At 73.3% G+C, this 25336-nt stretch carries 24 protein-coding genes; 15 read left to right on the top strand and 9 right to left on the bottom strand.

Going from position 1 to position 25336, the window contains the following annotated elements:
* Positions 1-171 precede the first annotated feature (171 nt).
* Positions 172-564, bottom strand: coding sequence for an SCO5389 family protein (locus ACGF3A_RS05595; protein ID WP_393726044.1), 393 nt, complete (start codon positions 562-564; stop codon positions 172-174).
* Between the two features lie 287 nt (positions 565-851).
* Here ACGF3A_RS05595 and nucS point away from each other — a divergent pair, with 287 nt between their 5' ends.
* The gene (nucS, locus tag ACGF3A_RS05590) at positions 852-1523 is read left to right on the top strand and encodes an endonuclease NucS (RefSeq protein WP_344526740.1); all 672 of its coding nucleotides are present in this window, start codon (positions 852-854) and stop codon (positions 1521-1523) included.
* Positions 1524-1876: 353 nt separating this feature from the next.
* Here nucS and ACGF3A_RS05585 read toward each other — a convergent pair whose 3' ends face one another.
* Entirely contained in the window at positions 1877-4390 is a 2514-nt protein-coding gene (locus ACGF3A_RS05585; RefSeq protein WP_393726042.1) for an ABC transporter permease, read from the bottom strand.
* Positions 4391-4554: 164 nt separating this feature from the next.
* On the opposite strand from ACGF3A_RS05585, the gene ACGF3A_RS05580 reads away from it, so the two are divergent.
* Positions 4555-5769 (top strand): sensor histidine kinase, encoded by a 1215-nt coding sequence (locus tag ACGF3A_RS05580; RefSeq protein ID WP_393726040.1) that lies wholly within the window; start codon positions 4555-4557, stop codon positions 5767-5769.
* Positions 5757-6449: a response regulator gene (locus ACGF3A_RS05575; RefSeq protein WP_393726038.1), complete on the top strand. Its 693-nt coding sequence runs from the start codon at positions 5757-5759 to the stop codon at positions 6447-6449. The genes ACGF3A_RS05580 and ACGF3A_RS05575 overlap by 13 nt, the downstream gene beginning before the upstream one ends.
* Positions 6450-6465: 16 nt before the next feature.
* Here ACGF3A_RS05575 and ACGF3A_RS05570 read toward each other — a convergent pair whose 3' ends face one another.
* The 4 genes from ACGF3A_RS05570 to ACGF3A_RS05555 all read right to left on the bottom strand — a co-directional run bounded on the left by ACGF3A_RS05570 (position 6466) and on the right by ACGF3A_RS05555 (position 11075).
* Complete coding sequence (locus tag ACGF3A_RS05570) at positions 6466-8805, bottom strand: ATP-binding protein (protein ID WP_393726036.1); 2340 nt, start codon at positions 8803-8805, stop codon at positions 6466-6468.
* 127 nt (positions 8806-8932) lie between these two features.
* On the bottom strand, positions 8933-9283 hold the full coding sequence (locus tag ACGF3A_RS05565) for an STAS domain-containing protein (protein WP_393726034.1): 351 nt from the start codon (positions 9281-9283) through the stop codon (positions 8933-8935).
* Positions 9284-9450: 167 nt separating this feature from the next.
* Positions 9451-10299: a 3-hydroxyacyl-CoA dehydrogenase family protein gene (locus ACGF3A_RS05560; protein ID WP_393726032.1), complete on the bottom strand. Its 849-nt coding sequence runs from the start codon at positions 10297-10299 to the stop codon at positions 9451-9453.
* 119 nt (positions 10300-10418) lie between these two features.
* Entirely contained in the window at positions 10419-11075 is a 657-nt protein-coding gene (locus ACGF3A_RS05555) for a TetR/AcrR family transcriptional regulator (RefSeq protein ID WP_393726030.1), read from the bottom strand.
* A gap of 82 nt (positions 11076-11157) precedes the next feature.
* On the opposite strand from ACGF3A_RS05555, the gene ACGF3A_RS05550 reads away from it, so the two are divergent.
* From ACGF3A_RS05550 to ACGF3A_RS05530, 5 genes are all read left to right on the top strand, one after another.
* Entirely contained in the window at positions 11158-11943 is a 786-nt protein-coding gene (locus ACGF3A_RS05550) for an ABC transporter ATP-binding protein (protein ID WP_393726028.1), read from the top strand.
* A 2-nt stretch (positions 11944-11945) separates the two neighbouring features.
* Positions 11946-12701 (top strand): ABC transporter permease, encoded by a 756-nt coding sequence (locus tag ACGF3A_RS05545; protein WP_393726026.1) that lies wholly within the window; start codon positions 11946-11948, stop codon positions 12699-12701.
* A 252-nt stretch (positions 12702-12953) separates the two neighbouring features.
* On the top strand, positions 12954-13526 hold the full coding sequence (locus ACGF3A_RS05540; RefSeq protein WP_393726024.1) for a cob(I)yrinic acid a,c-diamide adenosyltransferase: 573 nt from the start codon (positions 12954-12956) through the stop codon (positions 13524-13526).
* A complete protein-coding gene (locus tag ACGF3A_RS05535; RefSeq protein ID WP_393726022.1) occupies positions 13523-14179 on the top strand; it encodes an HAD family hydrolase in 657 nt (218 codons plus the stop codon). The genes ACGF3A_RS05540 and ACGF3A_RS05535 overlap by 4 nt, the downstream gene beginning before the upstream one ends.
* On the top strand, positions 14176-14559 hold the full coding sequence (locus ACGF3A_RS05530; RefSeq protein ID WP_393726020.1) for a VOC family protein: 384 nt from the start codon (positions 14176-14178) through the stop codon (positions 14557-14559). Before ACGF3A_RS05535 ends, ACGF3A_RS05530 begins: the two co-directional genes overlap by 4 nt.
* A 16-nt stretch (positions 14560-14575) precedes the next feature.
* On the opposite strand, the gene aac(3) is transcribed toward ACGF3A_RS05530, so the two are convergent.
* Complete coding sequence (aac(3), locus tag ACGF3A_RS05525) at positions 14576-15433, bottom strand: aminoglycoside 3-N-acetyltransferase (RefSeq protein ID WP_393726018.1); 858 nt, start codon at positions 15431-15433, stop codon at positions 14576-14578.
* Positions 15434-15576: 143 nt separating this feature from the next.
* On the opposite strand from aac(3), the gene ACGF3A_RS05520 reads away from it, so the two are divergent.
* The 5 genes from ACGF3A_RS05520 to ACGF3A_RS05500 all read left to right on the top strand — a co-directional run bounded on the left by ACGF3A_RS05520 (position 15577) and on the right by ACGF3A_RS05500 (position 21558).
* Positions 15577-16515, top strand: a complete 939-nt coding sequence (locus tag ACGF3A_RS05520; protein WP_393726016.1) for an AEC family transporter — start codon at positions 15577-15579, stop codon at positions 16513-16515.
* A gap of 787 nt (positions 16516-17302) precedes the next feature.
* Entirely contained in the window at positions 17303-17506 is a 204-nt protein-coding gene (locus tag ACGF3A_RS05515; RefSeq protein WP_393726014.1) for a DUF5708 family protein, read from the top strand.
* Between the two features lie 11 nt (positions 17507-17517).
* Positions 17518-18777, top strand: coding sequence for a sensor histidine kinase (locus ACGF3A_RS05510; protein WP_393726012.1), 1260 nt, complete (start codon positions 17518-17520; stop codon positions 18775-18777).
* The gene (locus tag ACGF3A_RS05505) at positions 18774-19484 is read left to right on the top strand and encodes a response regulator (protein ID WP_393726010.1); all 711 of its coding nucleotides are present in this window, start codon (positions 18774-18776) and stop codon (positions 19482-19484) included. Before ACGF3A_RS05510 ends, ACGF3A_RS05505 begins: the two co-directional genes overlap by 4 nt.
* 250 nt (positions 19485-19734) lie before the next feature.
* On the top strand, positions 19735-21558 hold the full coding sequence (locus ACGF3A_RS05500) for a glycosyl hydrolase family 18 protein (RefSeq protein ID WP_393727168.1): 1824 nt from the start codon (positions 19735-19737) through the stop codon (positions 21556-21558).
* A gap of 75 nt (positions 21559-21633) precedes the next feature.
* Here ACGF3A_RS05500 and ACGF3A_RS05495 read toward each other — a convergent pair whose 3' ends face one another.
* Positions 21634-23106: an MDR family MFS transporter gene (locus ACGF3A_RS05495; RefSeq protein WP_393726008.1), complete on the bottom strand. Its 1473-nt coding sequence runs from the start codon at positions 23104-23106 to the stop codon at positions 21634-21636.
* Positions 23107-23122: 16 nt separating this feature from the next.
* Entirely contained in the window at positions 23123-23713 is a 591-nt protein-coding gene (locus ACGF3A_RS05490; RefSeq protein WP_393726006.1) for an NADPH-dependent FMN reductase, read from the bottom strand.
* A gap of 120 nt (positions 23714-23833) precedes the next feature.
* Between ACGF3A_RS05490 and ACGF3A_RS05485 the strand changes: the two genes are divergently transcribed.
* On the top strand, positions 23834-24637 hold the full coding sequence (locus tag ACGF3A_RS05485) for a TetR/AcrR family transcriptional regulator (protein WP_393726004.1): 804 nt from the start codon (positions 23834-23836) through the stop codon (positions 24635-24637).
* Positions 24638-24686: 49 nt separating this feature from the next.
* On the top strand, positions 24687-25172 hold the full coding sequence (locus ACGF3A_RS05480; RefSeq protein ID WP_393726002.1) for a methylated-DNA--[protein]-cysteine S-methyltransferase: 486 nt from the start codon (positions 24687-24689) through the stop codon (positions 25170-25172).
* The last annotated feature ends 164 nt before the right edge of the window (positions 25173-25336 follow it).

The following is a 25336-nucleotide window of genomic DNA, read 5'->3' as shown; positions in this document are numbered from 1 at the left end:
GGGGGGGCCGGCCGGGGGGGGGGGGTGGGGGGCCCGCCCGCTCTGGGGCCCCCCCGCGCCCGGGGCCCCCGGCGGGGCCGGGCGGTGGGGGGGGTGCGCGCCCCCCGCCGCAACGGCACCTACGGATACCTGTACGGGATACCTGTACGGCTACCTGCGGACACCTGCGCCCTAGCAGTCCCGCAGCTCGGGCGACTGGTTCAGCAACTGCCCACGGACAGAGGTGAAGCGCGTCAGACGCTCGTCCACCGAGGGGTCGAGCGGGAAGACCGCCACCCGGTGACAGTTCTGGAACGCGAGCCGCACCCCGAAATGGCGCTGCAGGGCGCCGCGAATGGCGTCACTCGCAAGCGCCCGCAGGAGCTGGCCACGGGCCTGCTCGTCCGGGGGCGGTGTCTGATTGTCGGCGAACTCCCCGCCGTCCACCTTCAATTGCGCGACGAGCGAGCTGATCATCTCCCACGCGTACGGGAGAGAGGTGCGGACGCAGTCGACGAACGCCGCCTCATCCACCTCGCCACGCTCAGCTTGCTCCAGAAGCGCAGGTGGGACGTCGAGCGACATGGGTTCTCCTCTCGCAGACCCGGCCCGGAGGCCGGGGTCTCTAGGGGGTATCGCCCTCTCTGCGGGCCCCGCGACCCGGGAGGTTCCCCAAGCCGGAGGACCGTGGGGAGGGCCCTGGGGACACCACCGCGTAATCGCGCAACCTCGGACGGCGACGCCCCCGCCTTAACCGTAAGGGTCGAGGGCGTCACTCAGCATGAGAATCGAAATACTCGCTGCACGTGCCGCAACGGGCGTTCCGGGGGCGAATCGCGCCGAAGCCGCCGGGTCCAGTAGCGTGACCGACCATGCGTCTCGTCATCGCCCGCTGCTCGGTCGACTACGCCGGCAGGCTCACCGCACATCTCCCCTCGGCCCCGAGGCTCATCCTCGTCAAAGCCGACGGCTCCGTCTCCGTCCACGCGGACGACCGCGCGTACAAGCCGCTCAACTGGATGTCCCCGCCCTGCACGCTGAAGGAGCAGGACGAGGGCGACGGCGCCCGCTGGACGGTGGAGAACAAGGCGGGCGAGAAGCTCATCATCACGATGGAGGAGGTCCTGCACGACTCCTCGCACGAGCTGGGCGTGGACCCGGGCCTCATCAAGGACGGCGTGGAGGCGCACCTCCAGGAGCTGCTGGCCGACCGGATGGAGACCCTGGGCGAGGGCTGGACGCTGATCCGGCGCGAGTTCCCCACGGCGATCGGGCCCGTGGACATCCTCGGGCGGGACGCCGACGGGACGACGATCGCCGTCGAGATCAAGCGGCGCGGCGAGATCGACGGGGTCGAGCAGCTCACGCGCTACCTCGAGCTTTTGAACCGGGACCCTCATCTGGCTCCCGTCGAGGGGGTGTTCGCGGCGCAGGAGATCAAGCCGCAGGCTCGTGTCCTCGCCACTGACCGTGGCATCCGGTGCGTCACCCTCGACTACGACGCCCTCAGGGGTATCGAGGACGACAAACTCCGCCTCTTCTGACCCCGCATCCGGAGAAGAGGGCCGCGCCCGGGGAGCCCCGGGCCGTGCTTCGCGGGGCGCGCCTGCGTCGTGGCTGGCCGCGCAGTTCCCCGCGCCCCTGGCTCTCCCTGCAGCGCTTGGGAAGTCTGCGCAAGGCGCAGGGTTGGCAAGCGCAGCCCCCCACGCCGGGTGCCCCGGTGCAAGGGCCGGGTTCGGGGTGCCCCGGGCTGTGCTTCGCGGGCTGCGAGTGCGTCGTGGCTTGTCGCGCAGTTCCCCGCGCCCCTTAACGGGCAAGCCCAGAAGTCTTGAACCGGGCGAGCGCCGACGTGTCGTGGCCCGGCGTGCACGTGGCGGGGCCGCAAGTGGGGCAGCCCTCATGCGTTCTCGGCGCCCACCGCGTTCAGCACCGGCAGGTTCGCCGCGCGGCGGGCGGGGAGGAGGGAGGCCAGGACTCCCAGGGCGACCGTCGCGAGCAGGGCCAGCGTCAGGTGGGGCCAGGGGATGACGGGGGTCGCGCCCGGCTGGGTGGCCACCGCCGTGAGGGCCGTGGCCGTGCCCGCCGCGAGGCCGAGGACCGCGCCGAGGGCGCAGATGAGCAGGGACTCCAGGCGGATCACCGAGGCGATGCCCCGGCGGTCCATGCCGATCGCGCGGAGGACGCCGATCTCGCGTGTCCGTTCGTGCACGGCCATCGCCATCGTGCCGACCACGCCGAGCGTGCCGATCAGGACGGCGATGCTGAGCAGCGCCGAGACGAGGTTCAGGAGCGTCTCGTACGGCCGTGCCGCCTCCCGTGCCGCGTCCGCGCGGTCCTGGACGAGCAGTGCGGGGTTGTCGAGCGTGTCCCGGATCCGGTCGCGGACGGCCTCGGCCTGGCCGGAGGCGGCGCGTACGACGATCTCGTCGGGCCGTTCGCCGGGGCGCGCGGCGGTGAGGGGGACGAGCGCGGAGCCGAGCCGCTCGGGGCCCTCGTACGTCGCGACTACGCGGCGCTCGCCGACCTTCGAACCGACCTTCCAGCCCCGGGAGTCGGCCTCCTCCTGGCTGACCGCGACCCCGTGGCGACCCAGGCGGTCCAGCGTGCCGTCGATGAGCGTGAGGTCCGCCGCGCGGGCGGCCGTACGGGGGTCCACCGCGGTCGCCGCGAGCTCACGGTCGCCGCCGAGCGGGACGCCCGTGGACACCGTCGGGGTGACGGCCTCGGCGCCGGGGACGCGGGCGACGCGGCGCGCCGTGCCGTCGCCGACCTCGGCGAAGTCGACGGCGGTGACGCGCAGGTCGGACACCATCTCGCGGGCCGCGTCGCGTTCCGCCATGCCGCTCAGCGAGGACGTGCCGATGCCCGCGGCCGTGATGAGCCCGAGGCCGATCATGAGGGCCGAGGCGGTCGCGGCCGTACGGCGTGGGCTGCGGCGGGCGTTCTCGACGGCGAGCGTGCCGCGTACGCCCGCGATGCGGCGCAGCGGGCCGCGCAGCACGGCGCCGAGGCCGACGGCGAGCCACGGGGTGAGGATGATCAGGCCCGCCATGAGCACCGCCCCGGCGACCGTGACCATGTCGAGGTCGGGGGTGTCGCTGAGGTACCACAGGAGCAGCGCGCCGAGGCCGGTGACGGCGCAGCCCAGGACGTTGCGGCGGCGCAGCGCGGCGGGCGTGGCCGGGACGTCGGTCCGGAGCGCGGCCATGGGCGAGACGCGTGCGGCCCGGCGCGCCGGGACGTACGCCGCGAGCGCGGTGACGCCGACGCCGACCGCGAGCGCGGCCAGCCCGGCCGGGAGGGAGACGAAGGACAGCGGCACGTCCACGGCGCCCTCGTTGACGGGGAACCAGGCCTTCATCGCCGTCGCGAGCGCGGCGCCGAGCGGGTAGCCGAGGACGGAGGCGGCGGTGCCGACGAGCAGCGCCTCGCCGAGGACGAGCCGCAGGACGTGGGCGCGGGTGGCGCCGACGACGCGGAGCAGGGCGTGCTCGCGGGCGCGTGCCGCGGTGAGCATGGCGAAGGTGTTGGCGACGAGGAAGCCGGCGACGAGCAGCACGACGGAGGCGAAGCTCAGCAGCAGCCCCGTCGTCTTGTCGCCCTCGGCGCCCGCCTCCGCCGCGGCCGTGGCGCGTGCCTCGGTGCGGGTGACGGCCTCGGCGTCGCGCGGCAGCACCTTCTGCGCGCCCGCCGCGAGCCGCTCCTCCCCCGCCTGCCCGGTGCCGGGCGTGGCGGCCAGGGAGATCGCGGTGAGGCCGAACTGGCGGCGCGCCGTGGCCTCGTCGAAGGCGGTCAGCGCGCCGCCGGAGGCGACGCGCGCGTCGTCGTCCGCGGTGAGGAGGCCGACGAGCCGGACGTCGCGCGCGTCCCCGTCGACGACGACGCGGATCCGGTCGCCGACCCGGTGGCCCGCGCGCTCGGCGGTGCGCCGGTCGAGCGCGACCTCCCCGGCGGCGTGCGGGCCCCGGCCCTCGGCGAGCGGGTAGCGCGGGTCCGAACCGTTCCTCCCCGGCGCGTAGTTGACGCCCACGCTGTCCATGCGGGAGCCGACGAGCGTGCCGTCGGTCCCGGCCACGAACGTGCTGCCCTCCGCCGTGGCGCGCACCCCGGTGGCGCCCGGGAGCGCGCGCAGCCGCTCCGGCAGCCGGGCGTCGAGCTGCGGCTTCCCGTTGCCGCCTGCGGGGGCCTCGGCGTCGGAGGACGGGGTGATCGTGACGGCCGTGTCGGGCGGTACGGTGCCGCGGGCCCGCTCGACGGCGGTCCGCGCGGACTCGCCGTACAGCAGCGAGCCGGTGACGAACGCGACGCCGAGCAGGACGGCGAGGGCGGGCAGCGCGAAGCGGGACGCGTGCGCCCGCAGGGAGCGCAGGGGGCGCGCCACGGCGCGCAGCGGGCGTGGGGCAGCGGGCATGGGGGCCTCGGCGGGACGCGGGTCGGGCGGTGGACCCCTCGATCCTGTGCGGCGGCGGCCCCGCGGCGGATCAGCCGTCCAGCCGACCGGACGGCGGGGCCGGGGCCCCGTGTCGTCCGAAAGTTCGAGGTGGGCGCCGCGGCCCGCCCGTAACGTGAGGCAGCATGATCCCCGCCCAACCGCTCCGCTCCCCACTCCGCCGGGCGCTGCTCGCCGTGGCGGCTCTCCTGGTGCTGGCCCTGCTCGTCGCCGAGGGATCGGCCACGGGGTACGTGCCCACGGCCGTCGCGACCGTCGTCACGGGCGCGCTGTGCGTGGCGGCGCTCGTGGTCCCCGTCGAGCGCTTCTCCTGGACCGCCGCCGTCGCCGTGACGGCGTCCGGCGTGCTGTCCGTGGTCACCATGCGGCTCAGCCACCGTCCCGAGGTCACGTTCGGCGCGGTGGAGCTGGGCGCGCTGCTCTTCATCGTGACCCGTGCCGTACGGCGCGCGCGCCTGGTGACCGCGGCACTGCTGTCGGCCGCGAGCGGGCTCGCCGCCGGTCTGCAGCCGCTGCGGCTGCCGCGCACCGAGTACGGCGACGTGGGCCAGATCGCCGAGCCCGTGATCTTCTTCGCGCTGGTGCTCGCGTTCGTCCTCGGCCTCTACCTGCGACTGCTGGACACCTTCCGCTCCCGCGAGCGCGAGGCGGACCGGCAGGCGCAGCGCCTGGAGTACGCGCGGGAGCTGCACGACTTCGTGGCGCACCACGTCACCGCGATCGTCGCGCAGACCAAGGCCGTGCGGTACGCCACCGCGAAGGGCCACGCGCCCGCGCCCGACGACCTCGACCGGATGATGGCGGGCATCGAACGGGCGGGCTCCCAGGCCATCGAGTCGATGCGCGGCATGGTCTCGGTGCTCCGCGCGCCCGGCGAGGGCCCGGCCACCACCCGCCCCTCGGGGGACCTGGACGGGACGCTGCGGGCCCTCACCGAGGAGTTCACGGCGGCGGGGCCCGCGAGAGCCGAGCTGACTCTCGCCCCGGAGGTGACGGAGCCCGGTCGCGGACTGCCGCCCGCGCTGACCACGGCGGCGCACCGGCTGGTGCGCGAGTCGCTGACCAACATCCGCAAGCACGGCGAGGGCGTGGGACGGGTCTCCGTGGACGTACGGCCGACGCCCGAGGGCACCTTGGCCGTGACCGTCACGGACGACGGCCACGCGCCGCCGTCCGAGAAGGCGGGGAAGGCGGGGTCCGGGCGTTCCGGATTCGGGCTGACGGGGCTGGCCGAGCGCGTGGAGGCGCTGGGCGGGACCTTCGCCGCGGGGCCGCGCGAGGACGGAACGCCGGGATGGCGGGTCGGCGCCGAACTGCCTCTGGGATCATGGGAACGGTGAACGCCAAGACGATCCGCGTGCTCCTCGCCGACGACCAGGAAATGGTCCGGGCCGCCTTCCGGATGATCCTGGAGGCGCAGCCCGACATCCAGGTCGTCGCGGAGGCCGCCGACGGCGCCACCGCGGTCGCCGAGGCCCGCCGCCTGCGCCCCGACGTCTGCCTGCTCGACATCCGGATGCCGGAGCTGGACGGGCTGGAGGCCACCCGGCAGCTCGCGGGCCCCGAGGCGCGCGACCCGCTGAACGTGCTGATCGCGACCACCTTCGACCTCGACGAGTACGTGTACCGGGCGCTGCGCGACGGGGCGTGCGGCTTCCTGCTGAAGGACGGCTCGCCCGCGCTGCTCGCCGAGGCCGTGCGCGCGGCGGCGCACGGCGACTCGATGATCTCCCCGTCGATCACGGTGCGGCTGCTGCGCCACATGACCCCGCCGGAGCCCGCACCCACCCCGGCGCCCGCTCCCCCGCCCGCGCGCGGCCCCGTGGAGCCGCTGACGGAGCGGGAGTTGGACGTCGTACGCCTCGTGGCGCGCGGGCGGACGAACGAGGAGGTCGCGGCGGAGCTGTACGTCACCCTGTCCACGGTCAAGACGCACCTGGGCAACGTGCAGCGCAAGCTCGACGCGCGCAACCGCGTCGAGATCGCCGCGTGGGCGTGGGAGTCGGGTCTCTGCGGCTAACCGCGGAGACCCGCTGTCAGACCGCCGCCGAACCGGAGCCGGAACCCGAGCCGGACCCCGGGCCCGAGCCCGAGGGGCTGCCCTCGGTCGGCGGGTCGTCCGTGTCGCTCGGCGACGGGTCGTCCGTGGGCTTCGTCGGCGGATCGGTCGGCTTCGTCGGCGGGTCCGTGGGCTTGGTCGGGGGGTCCGTCGGTTTGGTCGGCGGGTCCGTGGGCTTCGTCGGCGGGTCGGTCGGCCGCGACGGCGAGGCGTCGGAGGAGCTGGGGGGCTGCTCCGGCGACTCGGAGGTCTCCCGCGTCGCGGACGGGCGCTCCGGGCTGGCCGGGGGCGTCGTCCCCGCGGCGGGCTGCTGCGAGCGGGTCGTGGACCCGCCGGTGGTGGAGGCGGGCTTGTCCGCGTTCAGCCCGTCCCCGCCCTCGCCCTGGGACGCGGACTGCTCGGGCTTGACGGTGTCCGGCTCGCCGCCGTCGCCCGAGGTGGTGCCGAGCGTGACGATGGTGCCGAGGACGGCGGCGAGGAGCGCGCCCGCGCTCGCCGCGAGGACGTTCCGCTTGCTGCCGTGGAAGGCGAGCCTGCGGCGGGAGGACGACGCCCCCGGCACCGAGGCCGTCACCGCGGCGGACGAGGAGGTCGTCGCGGGCGGCGAGATCACCGTCTGCGGGATCGCGGGCGCGGGCGGCGGCGTCGACTCCTCGGCGGCCTCGGGCGGCCGTACGGCGCCGGTCTGCGACTGCGAGAGCCCCGAGGGCGCCGGCGGCACCACGGCCGTCTCGTGCTCTCCCAGCCGGTCGGAGACGAGGGTGAGCGCCCGGCGCCCGGCGACGACGCCGCGCTGCTCGGCGAGCGTGCCGCGCAGCCCGAGCGAGGCCTCCAGCTCGGCGCGGGCCCGCTCCGGCTGGCCGGTGCTGAGCGCGAGGACGCCCAACTCGTGGTGGAAGTAGGCCTCTTCGGCGACCTCTCCGGAGAGCCGCGCGGCCTCCTGCCCGGCGCGCAGCACCCGCTCCCAGGCGGACCAGCGCAGCCCGGCCGCGAGGACGGGCGCCGCGGTACGGGCGAGGAGCACGGCGGTGCTGGCGTGCCCGGCGCGCTGCGCGCCGCGCACGGCGGCGAGGATCGCGTCGGACTCGGCGGCGGCGCGCTCGGGCGAGACCGAGGGGTGCCCGGTCCACCAGGCGTAGTGCTGGGCGGCCGCGAGCGCGCAGGCGGCGGTGCCGTCGGCGGCGCTGTCGGAGGGACCGGCGTCTCCGCCGGAGCCCGTGCTTCGCGCGTCGGCCGCCGCGTCGCTCTCGGCGAGCTGCTCGGCGACCCCGGCGGCCAGCCGGTGGTGGGCGCCCGCGAGGGTGATCAGCCCGGCGTCGGCCAGTTCGGCGACGGCCTCGTCGGCGTGCGGGTCGCCGGTGAGCGCGGGCAGGTGGCTGTGGTGCGGGAGTTCGCCGTCGAGCGCGAGGGCGAAGCGGAGCGCCTGGCGGGCGTTCCCGGAGAGCCCGGCGACGGCGGCCGGGACGAGCGCGGCCCCGGTGGAGGCGGCGGGCGGGCGGCCCTGGTCGCGCAGCAGCGCCCCGGCCTGGACGAAGCGCAGCGCCAGCCCCTCGGAGTCGAACCACAGGTCCGCGGCCCAGTCGGCCTCCTCGTCGGTGAGGGGCCGGTTGACGGCGTGCTCCAGGAGTTCGAGGCAGGCGGTGCGGCTGATCCCGGCGAGGAAGACCTCCTCGACGTGCGCGTCCGCGGACGGCGCGGCGATGTCCGGGGTGGTGGCGAGGAGGAAGGCGCACTCGGGGGTGGCCTGGAGGAGCTCGTCGAGCGCGGCGCCGCCGAACTCCAGGTCGTCCACGACGACGACGGCACCGACCGTGGCGAGCGCCTCGTCCAGCTCGGCGCGCCCGGGGCGGTGCAGCGGGGCGTGGTGGACGGCGGAGAAGAGGTCGTGGAGCAGGTCGGACGGGGTGCGGTGGTAGCCGCTGAGGCGGACGACGCCGTCGGGCGCGAGCTCGTCGACGTCCTCGGCGACCGCGTCGAGCAGGGCGCTGCGTCCGGCCCCGGAGGGCCCCGTCAGGCGTACGGAACGGCCGCGGGAGAGCAGGCGGCCCAGCCGCTCACGCTCCTCCTCGCGCTCCAGCAACGGTATGTGCACGGCCGCGCGGGCCCCCGGAAGCCGGGGCGGTACGTGGGGCGCGGGGCGTTCGTCGGGGTCGAGTTTCTCGGGTCTGCCCGGCCGTTCGACCGGCGGGCAGGGTTCTATCTCGCTGCCGTCGACGGGATTGACCGTCAGCAGGTATTCGGCCGCGACCAGTTGCGCCGTGCGCGCGAGTCCGCCGCTCCCCTGCTCGTACGCCTTTCCGCCCTCGTACTGATCCATCGTCGGTTGCCCCCCAGTTACGGTGCCGCGCCCGGCCTCGGTACTGCGTGACCGCCAGGGCGGCCACGTCGGCACGGCACACGGCCCAGTATCCCGAAGCCGCAGCGGCGTCGCGCGGGCCGGGACGTCATGGCTTTGTGAGGATTTGGACGCCGGACTCCCCGGAAGGGGCAGCTCCGGCCGCTCCTCCCTCGATCGCGAGAATCCTGTGCAGTCGCGTGGCCACGAGCAGGCGCTGCATCTGCGGAGGGACCTCCCGCAGGACGAGCCGCCGGCCGCAGCGCCCCGCGCGCCGGTGCGCTCCCATGATCACGCCGAGCCCCGTGGCGTCCCACGAGTCGAGCTCCGCGAGGTCCAGCACGAGGTCGCCGTCGCCGGAGTCGACGGCGCTGTGCAGGACCGAACGGGCGTCCGCGGCGCTGCGGACGTCGAGACGACCCCCGACGACCAGCTCGGCGTGGTCGCCCCTGATGTGCATATGTTGCTCCCCGAGAAGTGTCCGCGTGCGTGAACCTGTGAGCCGTGCACCTTTGCGTATACGTGTTTCACCACAACTGACTGCCGAAGGGGCAGCGAAGTTGCCGTCCGTGCTCGAACCGATACCGAGTTCACCCTCCCGAGGGAGGGCGTTCCCGGCGGACGCGCTCAGTGCGCGTAGAAGCCCTGTCCGCTCTTGCGCCCCAGGTCACCCGCGTCCACCATGCGCCGCATGAGTTCCGGCGGCGCGAACTTGCCGTCCTTGGACTCGGTCCAGATGTTCTCCGTGGCGTGCAGCAGGATGTCGACGCCCGTGAGATCGGCGGTGGCGAGGGGGCCCATGGCGTGGCCGAAGCCGAGCTTGCAGGCCGTGTCGATGTCCTCGGCGGAGGCGACGCCCGACTCGTAGAGCTTCGCGGCCTCGACGACGAGGGCCGAGATCAGCCGCGTCGTCACGAAGCCCGCGACGTCACGGTTGACGACGACGCAGGTCTTGCCGGTGGACTCGGCGAACTCGCGTGCCGTGGCGAGCGTTTCGTCGCTCGTCTTGTGGCCGCGCACCAGCTCGCACAGGCCCATCATCGGCACGGGCGAGAAGAAGTGCGTGCCGACGACGCGCTCGGGGCGCTCCGTGGCCGCCGCGATCTTGGTGATCGGGATCGCGGAGGTGTTGGAGGCGAGCACGGCCTCGTCGCGCACGATCTTGTCGAGGGCCGCGAAGATCTCCCGCTTGACCTCGATCTTCTCGAAGACGGCCTCGACGACGATGTCCGCGTCGGCCGCGCCGTCCAGCTCGGTGGTGGTGCTGATGCGCGCGAGCGCCGCCTCGGCGTCGGCGGCGTCGAGCTTGCCCTTGGCGACGAACTTGTCGAAGGACGCCTTGATGCCGTCGGTGCCGCGGGTCAGAGCCTCGTCCGTCACGTCTCGGAGCACGACGTCCCAGCCCGCCTGGGCCGAGACCTGCGCGATTCCGGAGCCCATGAGTCCGGCTCCGATGACGGCGAGCTTCTTCGCCACGGTTTTCACCCTCCACCGTTGATTCTGCTTGTCCGTTGGGCGGACACTAGCGTTTCTCACTGGGCCATGGGCCGTGAAGAGACACGTATCACGTCTCACATGGCGGACATCACATTCGCTCAGCGCCCCGCGCGTGTCGCGTAGTTGAGGAACGCGTCGGTCGTCAGGGTCTCGAACGCGTCGAGCTTGGCGAGCGACTCGCGCGCGACCTCGTCCTTCGACCTCCCCTCGGCGATCCCCCGGACGGCGGCACGGAAGACGACATTGCTGACGTGGACGAGCTGGCTGGCGACCAGCTCCGGCAGCGGGTCGCCGGGCTCGGCGCCCGTCTCCTCCTGGAGCGTGACGCGCAGCCTGTCGGCCGTGCGCTGCTGCATCATCATCAGCCGGGCGATCAGCGCGGGCGACTCCCGGACGACGCGCATGAAGTCGTCGTACCCCTCCATCATCCCGGCGTAGAGGCTGCGGTCACGGATGTCGCGGCGCATCCCGCCGAGGATCGCGTCGGCGGCGGACTCGCCGGGCTCCCGGTCGCGCACGGCGCGCGCGGGGCGGTCGACCATCTCCTCCTCGCGGTCGAAGAAGAGGTCCTCCTTGGCCGGGAAGTAGTTGTAGACCGTGTTGACCGAGACGTCGGCGGCCTCCGCGATCTCGGCGACGGTCACCGCGTCGAAGCCGCGCTCCAGGAACATCCCGGTGGCGACGTCCGAGATCCGCTCCCGCGTCTCCCGCTTCTTCCGCTCCCTGCGGCCCTCGGTGGGGGCTGTACCGACCATGGCCCCATCGTAGGCGCCCGATGGGGACGGTGAAATTTTGGAGGCGTTGCAAAATTTAAGTCTCTCTGTTTTTCTGTTCCGCATGCCACCCGTCATCCAGACCTCCGGGCTGACCCGGACCTTCCAGACGAAGAACCGCACCGTCGAGGCCGTGCGCGGCATCGACCTGACCGTCGAGAGCGGCGAGATCCTCGGCTTCCTCGGGCCCAACGGCGCCGGGAAGACCACGACCCTCCGCATGCTCACCACGCTGCTGCCGCCCACCTCCGGCACCGCGACCGTCGCGGGCCACGACCTCGCCCGCGACCCGCGCGGCGTCCGCTCCCGGATCGGGTACGTCGCGCAGTCGGGCGGCGTCGACCCGAACGTCACCGTGCGCGAGGAGCTGACGACCCAGGCCCGGCTCTACCGGCTGCCCCGCGCCGAGGCCGAGGCCCGCACCGCCGAACTGGCCGGGGAGCTGGACCTGACGGAGCTGCTCGACAGCAAGTGCGCCGCCCTGTCCGGCGGTCAGCGCCGCCGCCTCGACATCGCCATGGGCCTCACCCACCGGCCCGGCGTCCTCTTCCTCGACGAGCCGACGACCGGGCTCGACCCCGGCAGCCGCGCCGACCTGTGGGAGCTGATCCGGCGGCTCCGCGCCGACCGGGGCATGACGGTCTTCCTCACCACGCACTACCTCGACGAGGCCGACGCGCTCGCCGACCGCCTCGTCGTCGTCGACCAGGGGCGGATCGTGGCCGAGGGGACGCCCGCCGAGCTGAAGTCCACGTACGGGGGCTCGCCGGGCGCGAGCCTCCAGGACGCCTTCCTCGCCGTCACCGGGCGCGGCCCGGCGGCGCGCGACGAGACCCCGGCGGCGGTGTGACCGTGTCCCACGTCCTCGCCGACACCGGCGTCATCGCCGGACGCTACGTCCGCCAGACCCTCGGCTCCCGCGTCGGGCTGCTCTTCGGGCTGCTCCAGCCGATGCTCTTCCTCGTCCTGTTCGGCCCGCTGCTGGAGGACGTGCCGCTCGGCGGCTCCGGCGACTCCTGGCAGACGCTGGTGCCGGGGCTGCTGGTCCAGCTCGGGCTGTTCTCCTCGGCGTTCGCCGGATTCTCGATCCTCATCGAGAAGCAGTACGGGGTGGTGGAGCGGATGCGTGTGACGCCCGTCAGCCGCCTCGCGCTGCTGCTCGGGCGGATCGTGCGCGACGTCCTCCAGCTGCTCGTCCAGTCCGTGCTGCTCGTCCTCGTCGGCTTCGCCTTCGGGCTGCGCGCGCCCGTCCTCGGGGTGCTGCTCGGCTTCGTCTTCGTCGCGGTGCTGGCGGCCTCGCTCGCCTCGCTGTCGTACGCGCTGGCGATGCGCGTGAACAGCCCGCAGGAGTTCGCGCCCGTCATCAACTCCGTCAACATGCCCGCGATGCTGCTCTCCGGCATCCTGCTGCCGATGTCCCTGGCGCCCGGCTGGCTCGACGGGCTCTCGCACGCCGTGCCGTTCCGCTATCTCGTGGACGCCGTGCGGGCCGCGTTCGTCGGCGAGTACGGGGACGGCTCGGTGGCCACTGGTGCCCTGGTCGGCCTCGCGCTGGCGGCCGTCTCGATGGCGTGGGGCACGCGCCTCTTTCGCCGGGCGGGAGCGTAGACGTTCCCGGCGCTTCGTGGCTGGACAGGGGTTGCCCCGCCTGTCCCTCGCAGACCGCGGGTTGTGGGTGGTTGCTCGCGCAGTTCCCCGCGCCCCTGCGGGGCGCTCCGAGGAGTGCCCCGTACCTCTAGGGGCGCGGGGAACTGCGCGACAAGCCACAACACAGGCGCGGCCTGCAACGCGCCGGACGGGGCAGCCCCTGCCCAGCCCAGAGGAGACGGCGTGGCAGCCCGCAGGGCTACGCTCGGGCCCATGGTTAACCTCACGCGGATCTACACCCGTACCGGCGACAAGGGCACCACGGCGCTCGGCGACATGAGCCGTACCGCCAAGACCGACTCCCGCATCGCGGCGTACGCCGACGCGAACGAGGCCAACGCCGCGATCGGGGTCGCCCTCGCCCTCGGAGACCTGGACGAGGAGCTCAAGCCGGTCCTCACGCGCGTGCAGAACGACCTCTTCGACGTGGGCGCCGACCTGTCCACGCCGGTCGTCCCCGACCCCGAGTTCCCGCCGCTGCGCGTCGAGCAGGAGTACATCGACAAGCTGGAGGCCGACTGCGACCGCTTCCTCGCCGGGCTGGAGAAGCTGCGCAGCTTCATCCTCCCCGCCGGTACGCCCGGCGCGGCCCTGCTGCACCAGGCGTGCACGGTCGTACGCCGCGCGGAGCGCTCGACCTGGGCGGCCATGGAGGAGCACGGCGAGACCATGAACCCGCTCACCGCGACCTACCTCAACCGCCTCTCGGACCTGCTCTTCATCCTCGCCCGCACCGCGAACGTCTCGGTGGGCGACGTGCTGTGGGTGCCGGGGGGCGAGCGGTGAGCGATCCCGTACGGGCCGTCACGCCCGTCGTCCTGCTCGACATAGGCGGCGTGCTCGTGCCCAACACCGTCCCCGGGCTCACCGAGAACTGGAGCGCCCGGCTGCGACTGTCCGAACGGGACTTCCTCGCCGCCCTCTTCGGCGGCAGCGACGAGCAGGTCGGCATCGGCCGCGTCACCGAGCCCGAGTGGTGGGAGGTGGTGCGCGGGCGGCTCGGCGTCTCCGCCGCGACCGCCGCCGAGATCGAGCGGGAGATGACGACCCCGTACCCGTACGACGCCACGCTCGTCGACTGCCTGCGCGGGCTGCGCGAGCGCGGCGCGGCGCGCACGGGGCTGCTCAGCAACGCCTGGCCGCACGCCCGTCGGCTCGTGGAGGCCGCGGGCATGCTGGACGTGGTCGAGGACGTCGTGCTCTCCTGCGAGGCGGGCTGTGCCAAGCCGGACCCCCGCGTCTACGCGCTCGCGCTGCGCCGGGTCGGCGGCCCGGAGGCCCCGCGCGCGGCGCTCTTCGTCGACGACACCCCGGCGAACGTGGAGGCGGCGCGGGAGCTGGGGATGCGGGGGCATGTGCACACGGACGCCGAGAGCACGGCGCGGTGCGTCGAGGCGTTCGTCCAGGAGCACAGCGCCGGGGAAGGGGGCGCGGAATGACGCACAAGCATCCCTCTCTCGCGCTGGCGACGGTCACCCTCGACTGCCGGGACGCGCACGAACTCGCCGCGTTCTACCAGCGGCTCTTCCCCGACTGGCACGTCGAGGCCGCCGAGTCCGAGTGGGTGCTGATGCGGCCCCCGGGCGAGGGCACGGGGCTCGCCTTCCAGGCCGAGCGCTGGTATCGGCCGCCCGTGTGGCCCGAACGGGACGGGGAGCCGCACAAGATGGCGCACCTGGAGCTGCGCGTGACGGACCTCGCGGCGGCGACGGCGCACGCCGTGAGCGCCGGCGCCGTCCTCGCCGGGGAGCAGCCCCAGGACGACGTGCGGGTGCTCTTCGATCCCGCCGGGCATCCGTTCTGCCTCTTCGCGGGGTGAGGCCAGCGAGGCCCCGTCAGGCGCGGAAGGCCCGCTCGATCCAGTCGACCGCGAAGCGGACGAGCGGCGCCGCGTCGAGGAGATGGCTCTCCCCCGCGCCCACCCGGCCGCTCACGCCGACGCCCGCCGCGAGCGCGTCGCGCGCGATGACGGCGAACGGCCACTCGCCGTCCGGGACCGCGTCCAGCGCCTCGTAGTCGAACGCGCCGTCCTCCGAGTCGATGTCGCGGAAGCGGCGCCAGACCCGCTCCCCCGCCTCGTCCCGCACCGGCTGCTCGTACTCGACCCAGCGCTTCCCCGGCGCCTCGGCCAGCGCCTCCGCGTGGTGCAGGAGCGTGAGGGAGTCGAGGGGCGCGCCCAGCAGCAGCACGCGCCCGCCCTTTTCGGCCAGTCGCGCGAGCGGGGTGCCCGGGCCGTGCGGATGGTCCCAGGGGTGCGCGGCCATCAGCTCCTCGGCGTCCGCGCCGACGGCGGCGAAGCTGACGTCCGGGTGCCTGCTGCGCACCGCGCCGGGCCAGCGGCGCAGGGCCTCCGGCAACCGCCCGTTGGCGTGGTCGGCCTCGCTCACCTCCGGGTCGAACGCCGGGTGTCCGGCCCGTATCGCCGCCTGCCACTCCTCGGGCCAGGTCGTCCACTCGTAGGGCGGGGCGTCGTTCCACCCCGCGTAGACCATCAGCGTGCCGCGCGGGCCCACGGCGTCCTGGAGCGCGGAGATCACGGTGGGCGCCCCGCCCGCGACGTAACCCAGCGCGGACAGCTCCGTGTGGAACATGACGAGGTCGCCCTCGCGCACGCCGAGTTCCCGCAGGTCCGCCGCGATACGGCGGCGGGTCACCGGCCCGCCCGAACGCTTCAGCAGCTCCAGCTCGTCCATCGTCGCCCCTCTCCCGGCCCGCCTCGTACGGGCATTCCACCCGAGCGGAGAATCGTCAGCGTACGCGGCCGTTCCGGCCGTCCCCACCGAATAAGGGAGCACGCCCTGCACCCCGGCATATGTCCCGTACGCCCGGAGCGACCGTGGGCGGAGTGATCACCGGCTTCGCGGTCATCGCCACGGTCATCGCGACCGGCTACGTCCTCGGCCGCTACGAGCTGCTCGGCACGGGCGGACGCCAGGTCCTCACCAACCTCGCGTTCCATGTCGCCACCCCGGCCCTGCTCTTCGAGACCCTCGCCACCACCGACCTGCACGTCATCGCCTCGGGCCCGCTGCTGATCACCGCGCTCAGCACGCTGTCGGCGGCCGGGGTCTTCGTCGCGGTGGCGGCCGTACGCCGCTGGCCCGTCGGGCAGTCCACGGTGGGCGCCCTGTGCGCGAGCTACGTCAACGCCGGGAACCTCGGCATCCCCATCGCCGCCTACGTGCTGGGCGACGCCTCGCTCGTCGCGCCCGTGCTGCTGCTCCAGCAGCTCGTGATCGGGCCGTGCGCGCTGACCGTACTGGACCTGTCGACGTCGCAGCCCGGCGGCGAGGAGCCGGGGCGGCGGCGCGTACTGCGGCTGCTGACCACGCCGTTCCGCAACCCGGTGGTCATCGGCGCGCTCTCCGGCGTCGCCGTCTCGGCGAGCGGACTGGAGCCGCCCGGGCCCGTGCTGGAGCCCTTCGAGCTGATCGGCGGGATGTCCGTACCGGCCGTGCTCCTCGCGTTCGGCATCTCGCTGCGCGGCAGCGCGGCACCGGCGCGCGGCCCCGAGCGCGTCCCGGTGCTGCTCTCCGTCGCGCTGAAGACGGTGGGGCAGCCCGCGGTGGCGTGGGCGCTCGGGGCCGGGGTCTTCGGGCTGTCGGGCAAGGCGCTGCTGACGGTCGTGGTGACCTCAGCGCTTCCCGCGGCCCAGAACCTTTTCACGTACGCCTCGCGCTACGGCACGGGCGTCCGGCTGGCCCGCGAGTCGGTCCTGCTCTCGACCTTCCTCTCCGTGCCCGTACTGCTGAGCGTCGCGGCGCTGCTCGGGTGAGGACGCGGGCACCGGGGAGGGGTCCTTCTTCGGCCACAGCGTGTAGCTCAGGGCGATGACCACGCTGATGACGACCACCGCGCCCATCCGGATCTGCCAGCCCCGCAGGGACTCGCTCTGGCCGTCGTCGCCGACGTACCAGATGGCGCACTGGAGCAGCACCGCGGCGATCGCGGCGGCGCCGACCGAGCGGGCGCACAGCTTCCACTCGTGCACGGCCCGCGCCGTCCCGTACCGCGGCGGCTTGGGCGGGCGGGGGCCCTTGAGGACGCGGTGCACGAAGTGGCCGTCGGCCCACTTCACCATGTAGTGGCCGTAGGTGACGCTGAAGCCGATGTAGGCGGCGGCCAGGCCGTGCTTGAAGTCGGGCTCGGCGCCGTTCTTGAGGTCGATCGCGGTGACGACCAGGAGCACGACCTCCAGGAGCGGCTCGCAGAGCAGCACGGCGGCGCCCGTACGCGGCATCCGCGCGAGGTAGCGCAGCCCGAGCCCCGCGGCGAGCAGCACCCAGAAGCCCACCTCGCAGATGACGATCAGTGTGACGATCATGAGCGGGACGCCCCTTTCGCATACGGCCCTGCCGGACCCCTCCAGCTTCGCCCGCACGACCCGGCGCACACGTCGTCAGCAGCGACGATTCACCCGCGCCCGGCACTGCACCGAAAGATGCAGTGCCCGCTCCCCCCACTTCGTCCCGCAGGCCGAGGAGCGGCCCATGCCGCCGCGCATACGGTAGTGACCAGCCGGAGAAACCCGGGAAACGCGCCGCCGAGGGGGAACGGACACGATGTCGAAGGTCATGAAGGAAACCGTCGAAGGCGTGGTCCTGCTGCTCGTGGGGCTGGCGCTGTGGCAGTTCGCGGACGGGGTGGAGACCCCGGTGATCACGCTGACCAAGGTGGGCCTGGTGCTCGCCGTGGTCGGGGCCGTGACCCTGCTGCACGCCGCCTGGCTCGCCGCACGCGAGCCGAAGGGCGCCGAGCGCCGCTGAGCGCCCCGGCCATGACCCGTGCTGAGATGGGAGCCATGCCGCTACGCCCCGTACACCGCCCGCACCGCGACGACTGGCTCGTCGCGGCGGCCGGGCTGGCGGGCGGCCTGCTCCTGTGGGGCCTGGATCTCTACAACACGCCCGCCCTGGTCCCGGGGCACCGCTGGCTGACGCTGCTGCCGCTCGCGGTGATGTGCGTCGCGGTGCTGGGCCGGCGGGTCGCGCAGCCGTGGGCGCTGCTGCTGGCCATCCCGACGATGGTCGCCGACTCCGTGATGGGCACGCTGCTGGCGACGCTGCTGATGTTCACGGACGTGGTGTACGCGGCGGTGCTGTACGGCTCCGCGCGGCTGGCCAGGACCGTGCTCCCCGGCGCGATGATCTTCACCGTCGCGGCGACCGTGACCGCCGTCGCCGTGTTCCGCGAGCCGCAGGCGCTGCTCCTCGGCGCGATCGCCGCCGGGATCACGGTGGCCCCGGCGTCGACGGGCGCGCTCGTACGCACCCACAAGAACGAGGCGGCCGCCGAGCGGCTGCGGGCCGAACAGACCGCGCTGCTGGCCGAGATGGACCGTACGCAGGCGATCAACGCGGAGCGCTCCCGGATGGCCCGCGAGCTGCACGACGTCGTCGCCAACCACCTGTCCGCCATCGCCATCCACTCCACCGCCGCGCTCTCCCTCCAGGACGCGGGCACCACCACGCGCGACGCGCTCGGCGTCATCCGGGAGAACAGCGTCCAGGGGCTGGCCGAAATGCGCCGTCTCATCGGACTGTTGCGGGACGCGGAGGGGGCCGAGGAGTCCCCTGCGACGCCCTCGCTGGACGGCATCGAGGCGCTGCTCGACCGGGCGCGCGCGGCGTCCGAGGGGCTGGAGTTCACGCTGCGCGACGAGCGGGAGAGGGACGGCGACGGGACGCCGACGCCGGTGCCCGCGCCGGTCGAACTCGCGGCGTACCGCGTAGTGCAGGAGGCGGTCACCAACGCCCTCAAGCACGCCTCCCCCGGCGCCGTCACCCTCCGCCTCGCCCGTACGGACGACGGCGGGGCGCTCGCCATCCGCGTGACCAGCCCCCTCTCCGGGCACGACGACGTCCCCCGCGCCCCCGGCTCGGGCGCCGGGCTGATCGGCATGCGGGAGCGCGTGGAGCTGCTGCGGGGCGAGCTGACGACCGGGCCCGCGACGGCGGACGACGGGGCGAAGATCTGGGAGGTGCGGGCCGTGCTGCCCGTACGGGAGCAGGACGAGGGGAAGGAGCGGAACAGGTGAGCCAGGCACCGGAGGGAGCGGGGGGAGCAGAGGGAGCCGGGGGCATCCGCGTCGTCGTCGCCGAGGACCAGCGGTCCGTACGCGCGGGGCTGGTGCTCATCCTGCGGGGCGCTTCCCCGCCCATCGAGGTCGTCGGCGAGGCGGGGGACGGCGAGGAGGCACTCCGCCTCGCCCGCGAACTGCGCCCGGACGTCGTCCTGATGGACATCCAGATGCCGCGCGTGGACGGCGTGACGGCGACCCGCCGCATCACCGCCGAGGGCCTCGCCGACGTCCTGGTGCTCACCACCTTCGACCTCGACGAGTACGTCTTCGGGGCGCTGCGCGCGGGCGCCTCGGGGTTCCTCCTCAAGGACAGCGAGGCGGCGGCCGTCGTCGAGGCCGTCCGTACGGTCGCGCGCGGCGAGGGCATGATCGCCCCGGCGGTGACCCGGCGCCTGATCGCCGAGTTCGCGGGCGGGGGCGCGGGCCGCGCCCGTACGCCGTCGGCCGGGGATCCCCCGGGACTGGCGGACCTCACCCGCCGCGAGCGGGAGGTGCTCGGCTGCGTCGGCGAGGGGCTGTCGAACGCCGAGATCGCGGCGCGGCTCACGATGGCGGAGGCCACCGTGAAGACGCACGTCAGCAGGCTGCTGACCAAGCTGGAGCTGCGCAGCCGCACCCAGGCGGCGATCATGGCGCAGGAGCTGGGCATCGGGGCTCCCTGACGGGCCGGGCGGCCCCAATTTGGTCCAGACCTATTGACCGAGTGGTACAGACCACTTAATCTCCCGCTCACTGCGGTGAGCGTGGCCCCACACGTGCTCGCATGGCGGCGCAGGTCCTTCCCGTTTCTTCAGATCCCCTTCAGGATCTTCTTCTGGATCGAGGAGCACCCCCGTGAGATCTGCAACCGCACCACTGGTCAGCCGGTTACGGCAGTTGAGACACGCCAGACGCAAGACCCTGGCCTCCGTCATGGCGCTCGCCCTCTCCTTCGGCCTCCTCACCGGCGTCGGCCTGGCGGCCTCCCCCGACAAGCGCGAGGCGGACGGCGCGGACGGCGCCAAGGCCGCCGCCACCGCGACCGCCACCTACACCAAGGTCTCCGACTGGGGATCCGGCTTCGAGGGCAAGTGGACCCTCAAGAACACCGGCTCCACGCCGATCAACGGCTGGACCGTCGAGTGGACCTTCCCCTCCGACACCAAGGTGACCTCCTCCTGGGACGCCACGGTCACCAACTCCGGAAACACCTGGACCGCCAAGGACAAGGGCTGGAACGGCACCCTGGCCCCTGGCGCCTCCGTCTCCTTCGGCTTCAACGGCACCGGCGGCGGCGCGGCGACCAACTGCAAGCTCAATGGCGCCTCCTGCGACGGCACCCAGCCCGGTGACGAGCTGCCCTCGGCCCCCGGCACGCCCGCCGCGAGCGACATCACCGACACCGGAGTGAAGCTCTCCTGGACCGCGGCCACCGACGACAAGGGCGTCAAGAACTACGACGTCCTGCGCGACGGCGCGAAGGTCGCCACCGTCGACGGCCTCACGTACACCGACACGGGCCTGACCAAGGGCACCGACTACGCGTACACGGTCCGCGCCCGCGACACCGCCGACCAGGTCGGCCCGACGAGCGGCGTGCGCCAGGTCCGTACGACCGGCGGCGGCGACCCCAACCCGCCCGGCGACAAGGTGAAGATGGGCTACTTCACCAACTGGGGCGTCTACCAGCGCAATTACCACGTCAAGAACCTGGTGACCTCGGGCTCCGCCGACAAGATCACCCACATCAACTACGCCTTCGGCAACGTCCAGGGCGGCAAGTGCACCATCGGCGACTCCTACGCCGACTACGACAAGGCGTACACCGCCGACCAGTCCGTCGACGGCAAGGCCGACACCTGGGACCAGCCGCTGCGCGGCAACTTCAACCAGCTCCGCAAGCTCAAGCAGAAGTACCCGCACATCAAGATCCTGTACTCCTTCGGCGGCTGGACCTGGTCCGGCGGCTTCGGCGAGGCCATGAAGAACCCGGCCGCGTTCGCCGACTCCTGCTACAAGCTGGTCGAGGACCCGCGCTGGGCGGACGTCTTCGACGGCATCGACCTCGACTGGGAGTACCCCAACGCCTGCGGCCTGACCTGCGACACGAGTGGCCCCGCCGTCATGAAGGACATGATGAAGGCGTTCCGCGACCGGTTCGGCAGCAACAACCTGGTCACCGCCGCGATCACCGCCGACGGCTCCGACGGCGGCAAGATCGACAAGGCCGACTACGGCGGCGGCTCCCAGTACGCCGACTGGTACAACGTGATGACGTACGACTTCTTCGGCGCCTGGGACGCGAAGGGCCCCACGGCCCCGCACTCCCCGCTCACGTCCTACCCCGGCATCCCGCAGCAGGGCTTCAACTCCGACGCCGCGATCCAGAAGCTCAAGGCCAAGGGCGTCCCCGCGAAGAAGCTCCTGCTCGGCATCGGCTTCTACGGGCGCGGCTGGACCGGCGTCACGCAGAAGGAACCCGGCGGCACGGCCACGGGCCCCGGGCCCGGAAAGTACGAGCAGGGCATCGAGGACTACAAGGACCTCAAGGACCGCTGTCCGTCCAACGGAACGGTCGCGGGCACGGCCTACGCGCACTGCGGCAACCAGTGGTGGAGCTACGACACCCCCGCCACCATCGGCACCAAGATGAGCTGGGCCAAGCAGCAGGGCCTCGGCGGCAGCTTCTTCTGGGAGTTCAGCGGCGACACCGGCAACGGCGAGCTGATGACCGCGATCAACAACGGCCTCAAGTGACCGAGTAGCCCCACCCCGTCCCCGGCGGCCGGGGAGGCGGGTCCGCCCCCGCCTCCCCGGTTCGCGCTGCCCGTCTCACTCCCGCAGCGGGACGGCCCGTACCAGCCAGGAGCAGGCGAAGGCGAGCACGGCGAGGACCAGCGCCCCCAGCAGCAGACCGTGCAGCCCTCCGGTGGCCGCCGCGCGGTACGCCTCCCCGTCCGCGAGCGCCGATTCCGTCCTGCTCGCGTAGACCGCGCCCAGTACGGAGATGCCCAGCGACCCCCCGACGGTGCGCAGCAGCGTCACGGTGCCCGTCGCGGCCCCCATGTCGCGGGGCGGCGCGCTGTTCGTCGTGATGATGAGGGTGCTCTGCATGAGCAGCCCGATGCCGATGCCGGGCACGGAGGTGAGCCCCGAGAGGACGGCGGTGGAGGTGCCCGCGCCCACGGGCAGCAGGAGCAGCACTCCCACGACGGCCAGGAAGCCGCCGAGGACCGGATAGACCCGGTAGCTGCCCGTACGGCTGATCAGGTGCCCGGCGGTCAGCTGGGCACCGAGCATGCCGAACATCAGGGGCAGCAGCAGCATCCCGGCCTCGGTCGGCGAAGCCCCCGTGGCGGACTGGAGGTGCTGCGGCAGATAGCCGCTCAGGCCCAGCATCACCGCGCCGACCAGGAAGGAGAGGACCTGCGCGACGGTGAAGTTCCGGTCGGCGAACAGCCGGGGCGGGATGACGGGTTCGGCGGCCCGCCGCTCGGCCCGTACGAAGGCGGCCAGCGCCGCGGCACCGGCGGCGGCGAGGCCCAGCACCGTGGGCGACGTCCAGGGGTACCGGGTGCCGCCCCAGCTCGCGACGAGGCTCAGCGCCAGGATCGCGCAGACCAGTGTGACGATGCCGGGCAGATCGACGCGGGCTCTGATCCGTTCGGTCCGCAGCCGGATCGTGGCGGCGATGACGAGCAGGGCGAGCCCCCCGAGAGGGACGTTGACGTAGAACGTCCAGCGCCAGCTGAGGTGTTCGGTGAGGGCACCGCCGATCAGCGGCCCGCCGATGAAGGCGACCGGCATCATGACCCCGACCATCGACTGCACCCTGCCGCCCTGCCGGGGCGGCACCAGGACGCCGATGACGGCCATGGCGCCGACCATCAGCCCGCCGGCGCCCAGCCCCTGGACCGCCCGGAAGGCGATCAGCTGGCCCATGTTCCGCGAGAGCCCGCTGAGCACCGAGCCGACGAGGAAGAGCACGATCGCCGCCATGTACGCGCCCTTGCGGCCGTAGAGATCCCCGGCCTTGCCCCACAGCGGGGTGGTCGCGGCGGCGGCGAGCATGTACGAGGTCACCACCCAGGGAAGCCCGCTCAGCCCGCCCAGCTCGCCGACGATCGTGGGCAGCGCGGTGCCCACGATCAGGCCGTCCAGCATGGCCAGGAACATGCCGAGCATCAGGCCGAAGACGCCGAGGTGGAGCGGGCCCCGGTGCTGCGGAGGGGGCGTCGCCGCGCTCTCCCGTACGGGGGCGGCCGATTCCGTGACCCTCGCTGCCACAGCTGCCCTCGCTGCCATCGCTGCCTCCCCGGTCTCAGACGGTGTACGGGCGGACGGAACGGGCGTCGCGCAGCGCGAGCGCCCACCAGGTGAGCTGGTCGAGCATCGTCCTGGCCGCGCCGTCGACCGCCGGGTCCTTGGGCCGCCCCGCGTCGTCGAACTGCGTCCACGCGGACTGGAGTCCGACGGAGTCCCGGATGGTGACCGCGTGCAGCTCGGAGAGGACCGGACGGAGCTGCTCCACGGCGCGGTGCCCCGCGGAGAAGCCGCCGTACGAGACGAAGCCGACCGGCTTGGCGTGCCACTCGCGGTGGTGCCAGTCGAGGGCGTTCTTCAGCGCCGCCGGGAAGCTGCGGTTGTACTCGGGCGTGACGAGGACGAAGGCGTCGGCCTCGGCCAGCCGGGGCGAGACCGCTTCGAGCAGCTCACGGTCGGCGGCCGAGGAGGGCGGCTGCCCGAGGACCGGCAGCACCGTCGGCAGCGGGGTCTCGACGAGATCGACGAGATCGCCCTTCAGCCCTCCGTGCCCGGCTATCCGGTCCATCAGCCAGTCGGCCACGACCGGCGCGAACCGGCCCTCCCTGGTGCTGCCGAGCACGACCGCGACCCGCAGATCCGCATGCATGAGAACCCCTCGATGTGTACAACGTATACCGACGAGAACAACGTACACAGCAATGTGTACGTCGTCTACTCCGGATACGATGTACGCGGAACGTCGGTCCAGCAGCGAGGAGGACACCCGGTGGCCGCACGGAAGCAGTCCGCGTCAGAGCCCGAGACGGAGTCCTGTTCCGAGTCCGGACAGCCGGCGAAGATCTCCCTCTGGGAGCGGCTGGAACGCCCCGCGTCCGCGCCCCGCCAGACGCTGACGCCCCGGCGGATCGCCGAGGCCGGTGTCGCCATCGCCGACGCCGAGGGGCCCGACGCCATCACCATGCGCAAGCTGGCCACGAGGCTGGGCGTCGCACCGATGGCCGCCTACCGCTACGTCTCGGGCAAGGACGAGGTCCTGGAGCTGATGGTCGACCTCGTCTACGCGGAGCTGACGATCCCCGAGGGGACCAGCGGCTGGCGCGAGAGCCTGCGCGCGCTCGCCGTGCGGACCCGGGACCTGACCCTCCGGCACCCCTGGCTCACGCTGCTGCCCCCGCGCGCCGAATTCGGGCTCACCCCGCACCGGATCGCCATGACCGATCAGGCGCTCACCGCACTGGACGGGCTGGGCCTGGACATGGACGCGAGGATGACGGCCGTCCGCACCGTCGAGGTCTACGCCCACGGCGCGGCCGGGGACGAGGTCGCGCTCCGGAGGATGATGGCCGACCGGGGCTGGTCGGGCATCGACGAGGTCAAGCGGAGCCTGGCGCCGCAGATGCGGTGGCTGATGGAGAACGACCGCAACCCGGCCTACCTCCGCTATCTGCGGGAAGCCGCCCACAAGGAGGATCCGCAGTGGCGCTTCGAGCTGGGTCTCGAATGCGTGCTCGACGGCATCGGCGCCCGGCTGGGAATCGAGGCGGACGGGACGCCCGGCGGCCCCCGTTGATGTCGCATTTCCGCCAGCGCCCCACCTCGCCGGGCGCCAGTCTTGAACCATGCGCACGCACACCACGATCGACAGCCCCACCGGCCCGCTCACCCTGGTCGCCGACGAGAAGGGCGCCCTGACCGGCGTCTACATGGAGAACCAGCGCCACCGCCCGCCCCAGGAGACCTTCGGTGTCCCCGACCCGGACGCCTTCGGGGAGGTGACGGCACAGCTCCGCGCGTACTTCGCGGGCGATCTCAAGGAGTTCGACCTGCCGCTCGCGCTCGACGGCACCCCGTTCCAGCGCACCGTGTGGCAGGCGCTGCGCGAGATCCCGTACGGCGAGACCGTCTCCTACGGCGAACTGGCCGAGCGCATCGGCAAGCCGAACGCGTCCCGCGCGGTGGGCCTCGCGAACGGCAAGAATCCGGTCAGCATCATCGTCCCCTGCCACCGCGTACTGGGCACCAACGGCTCCCTGACCGGCTACGGCGGCGGCCTCGGCCGCAAGCGATCTCTGCTGGACTTCGAGTCGGGCGCCCGCTCGTTCTAGCCCGTACCCGGCATGCGGGGCTGCGCTTGCCAGCCCTGCGCCTCCGCGCAGACCTCCCAAGCACAGCGGGACTTTGCCGGGTGCCCCTTCAAGGGGCGCGGGGAACTGCGCGAACGGCCACGACGCACCCGCGGCCTGCGATGTGCAGCAAGGGGCCGCCCGTG

Origin of the sequence: Streptomyces sp. NPDC048172 (genome assembly GCF_043202595.1) — a bacterium.
In the GTDB taxonomy this organism is placed as follows: domain Bacteria; phylum Actinomycetota; class Actinomycetes; order Streptomycetales; family Streptomycetaceae; genus Streptomyces.
Note: the sequence above shows the minus strand (reverse complement) of the source record. Positions and strands in the feature narration are given on the sequence as shown.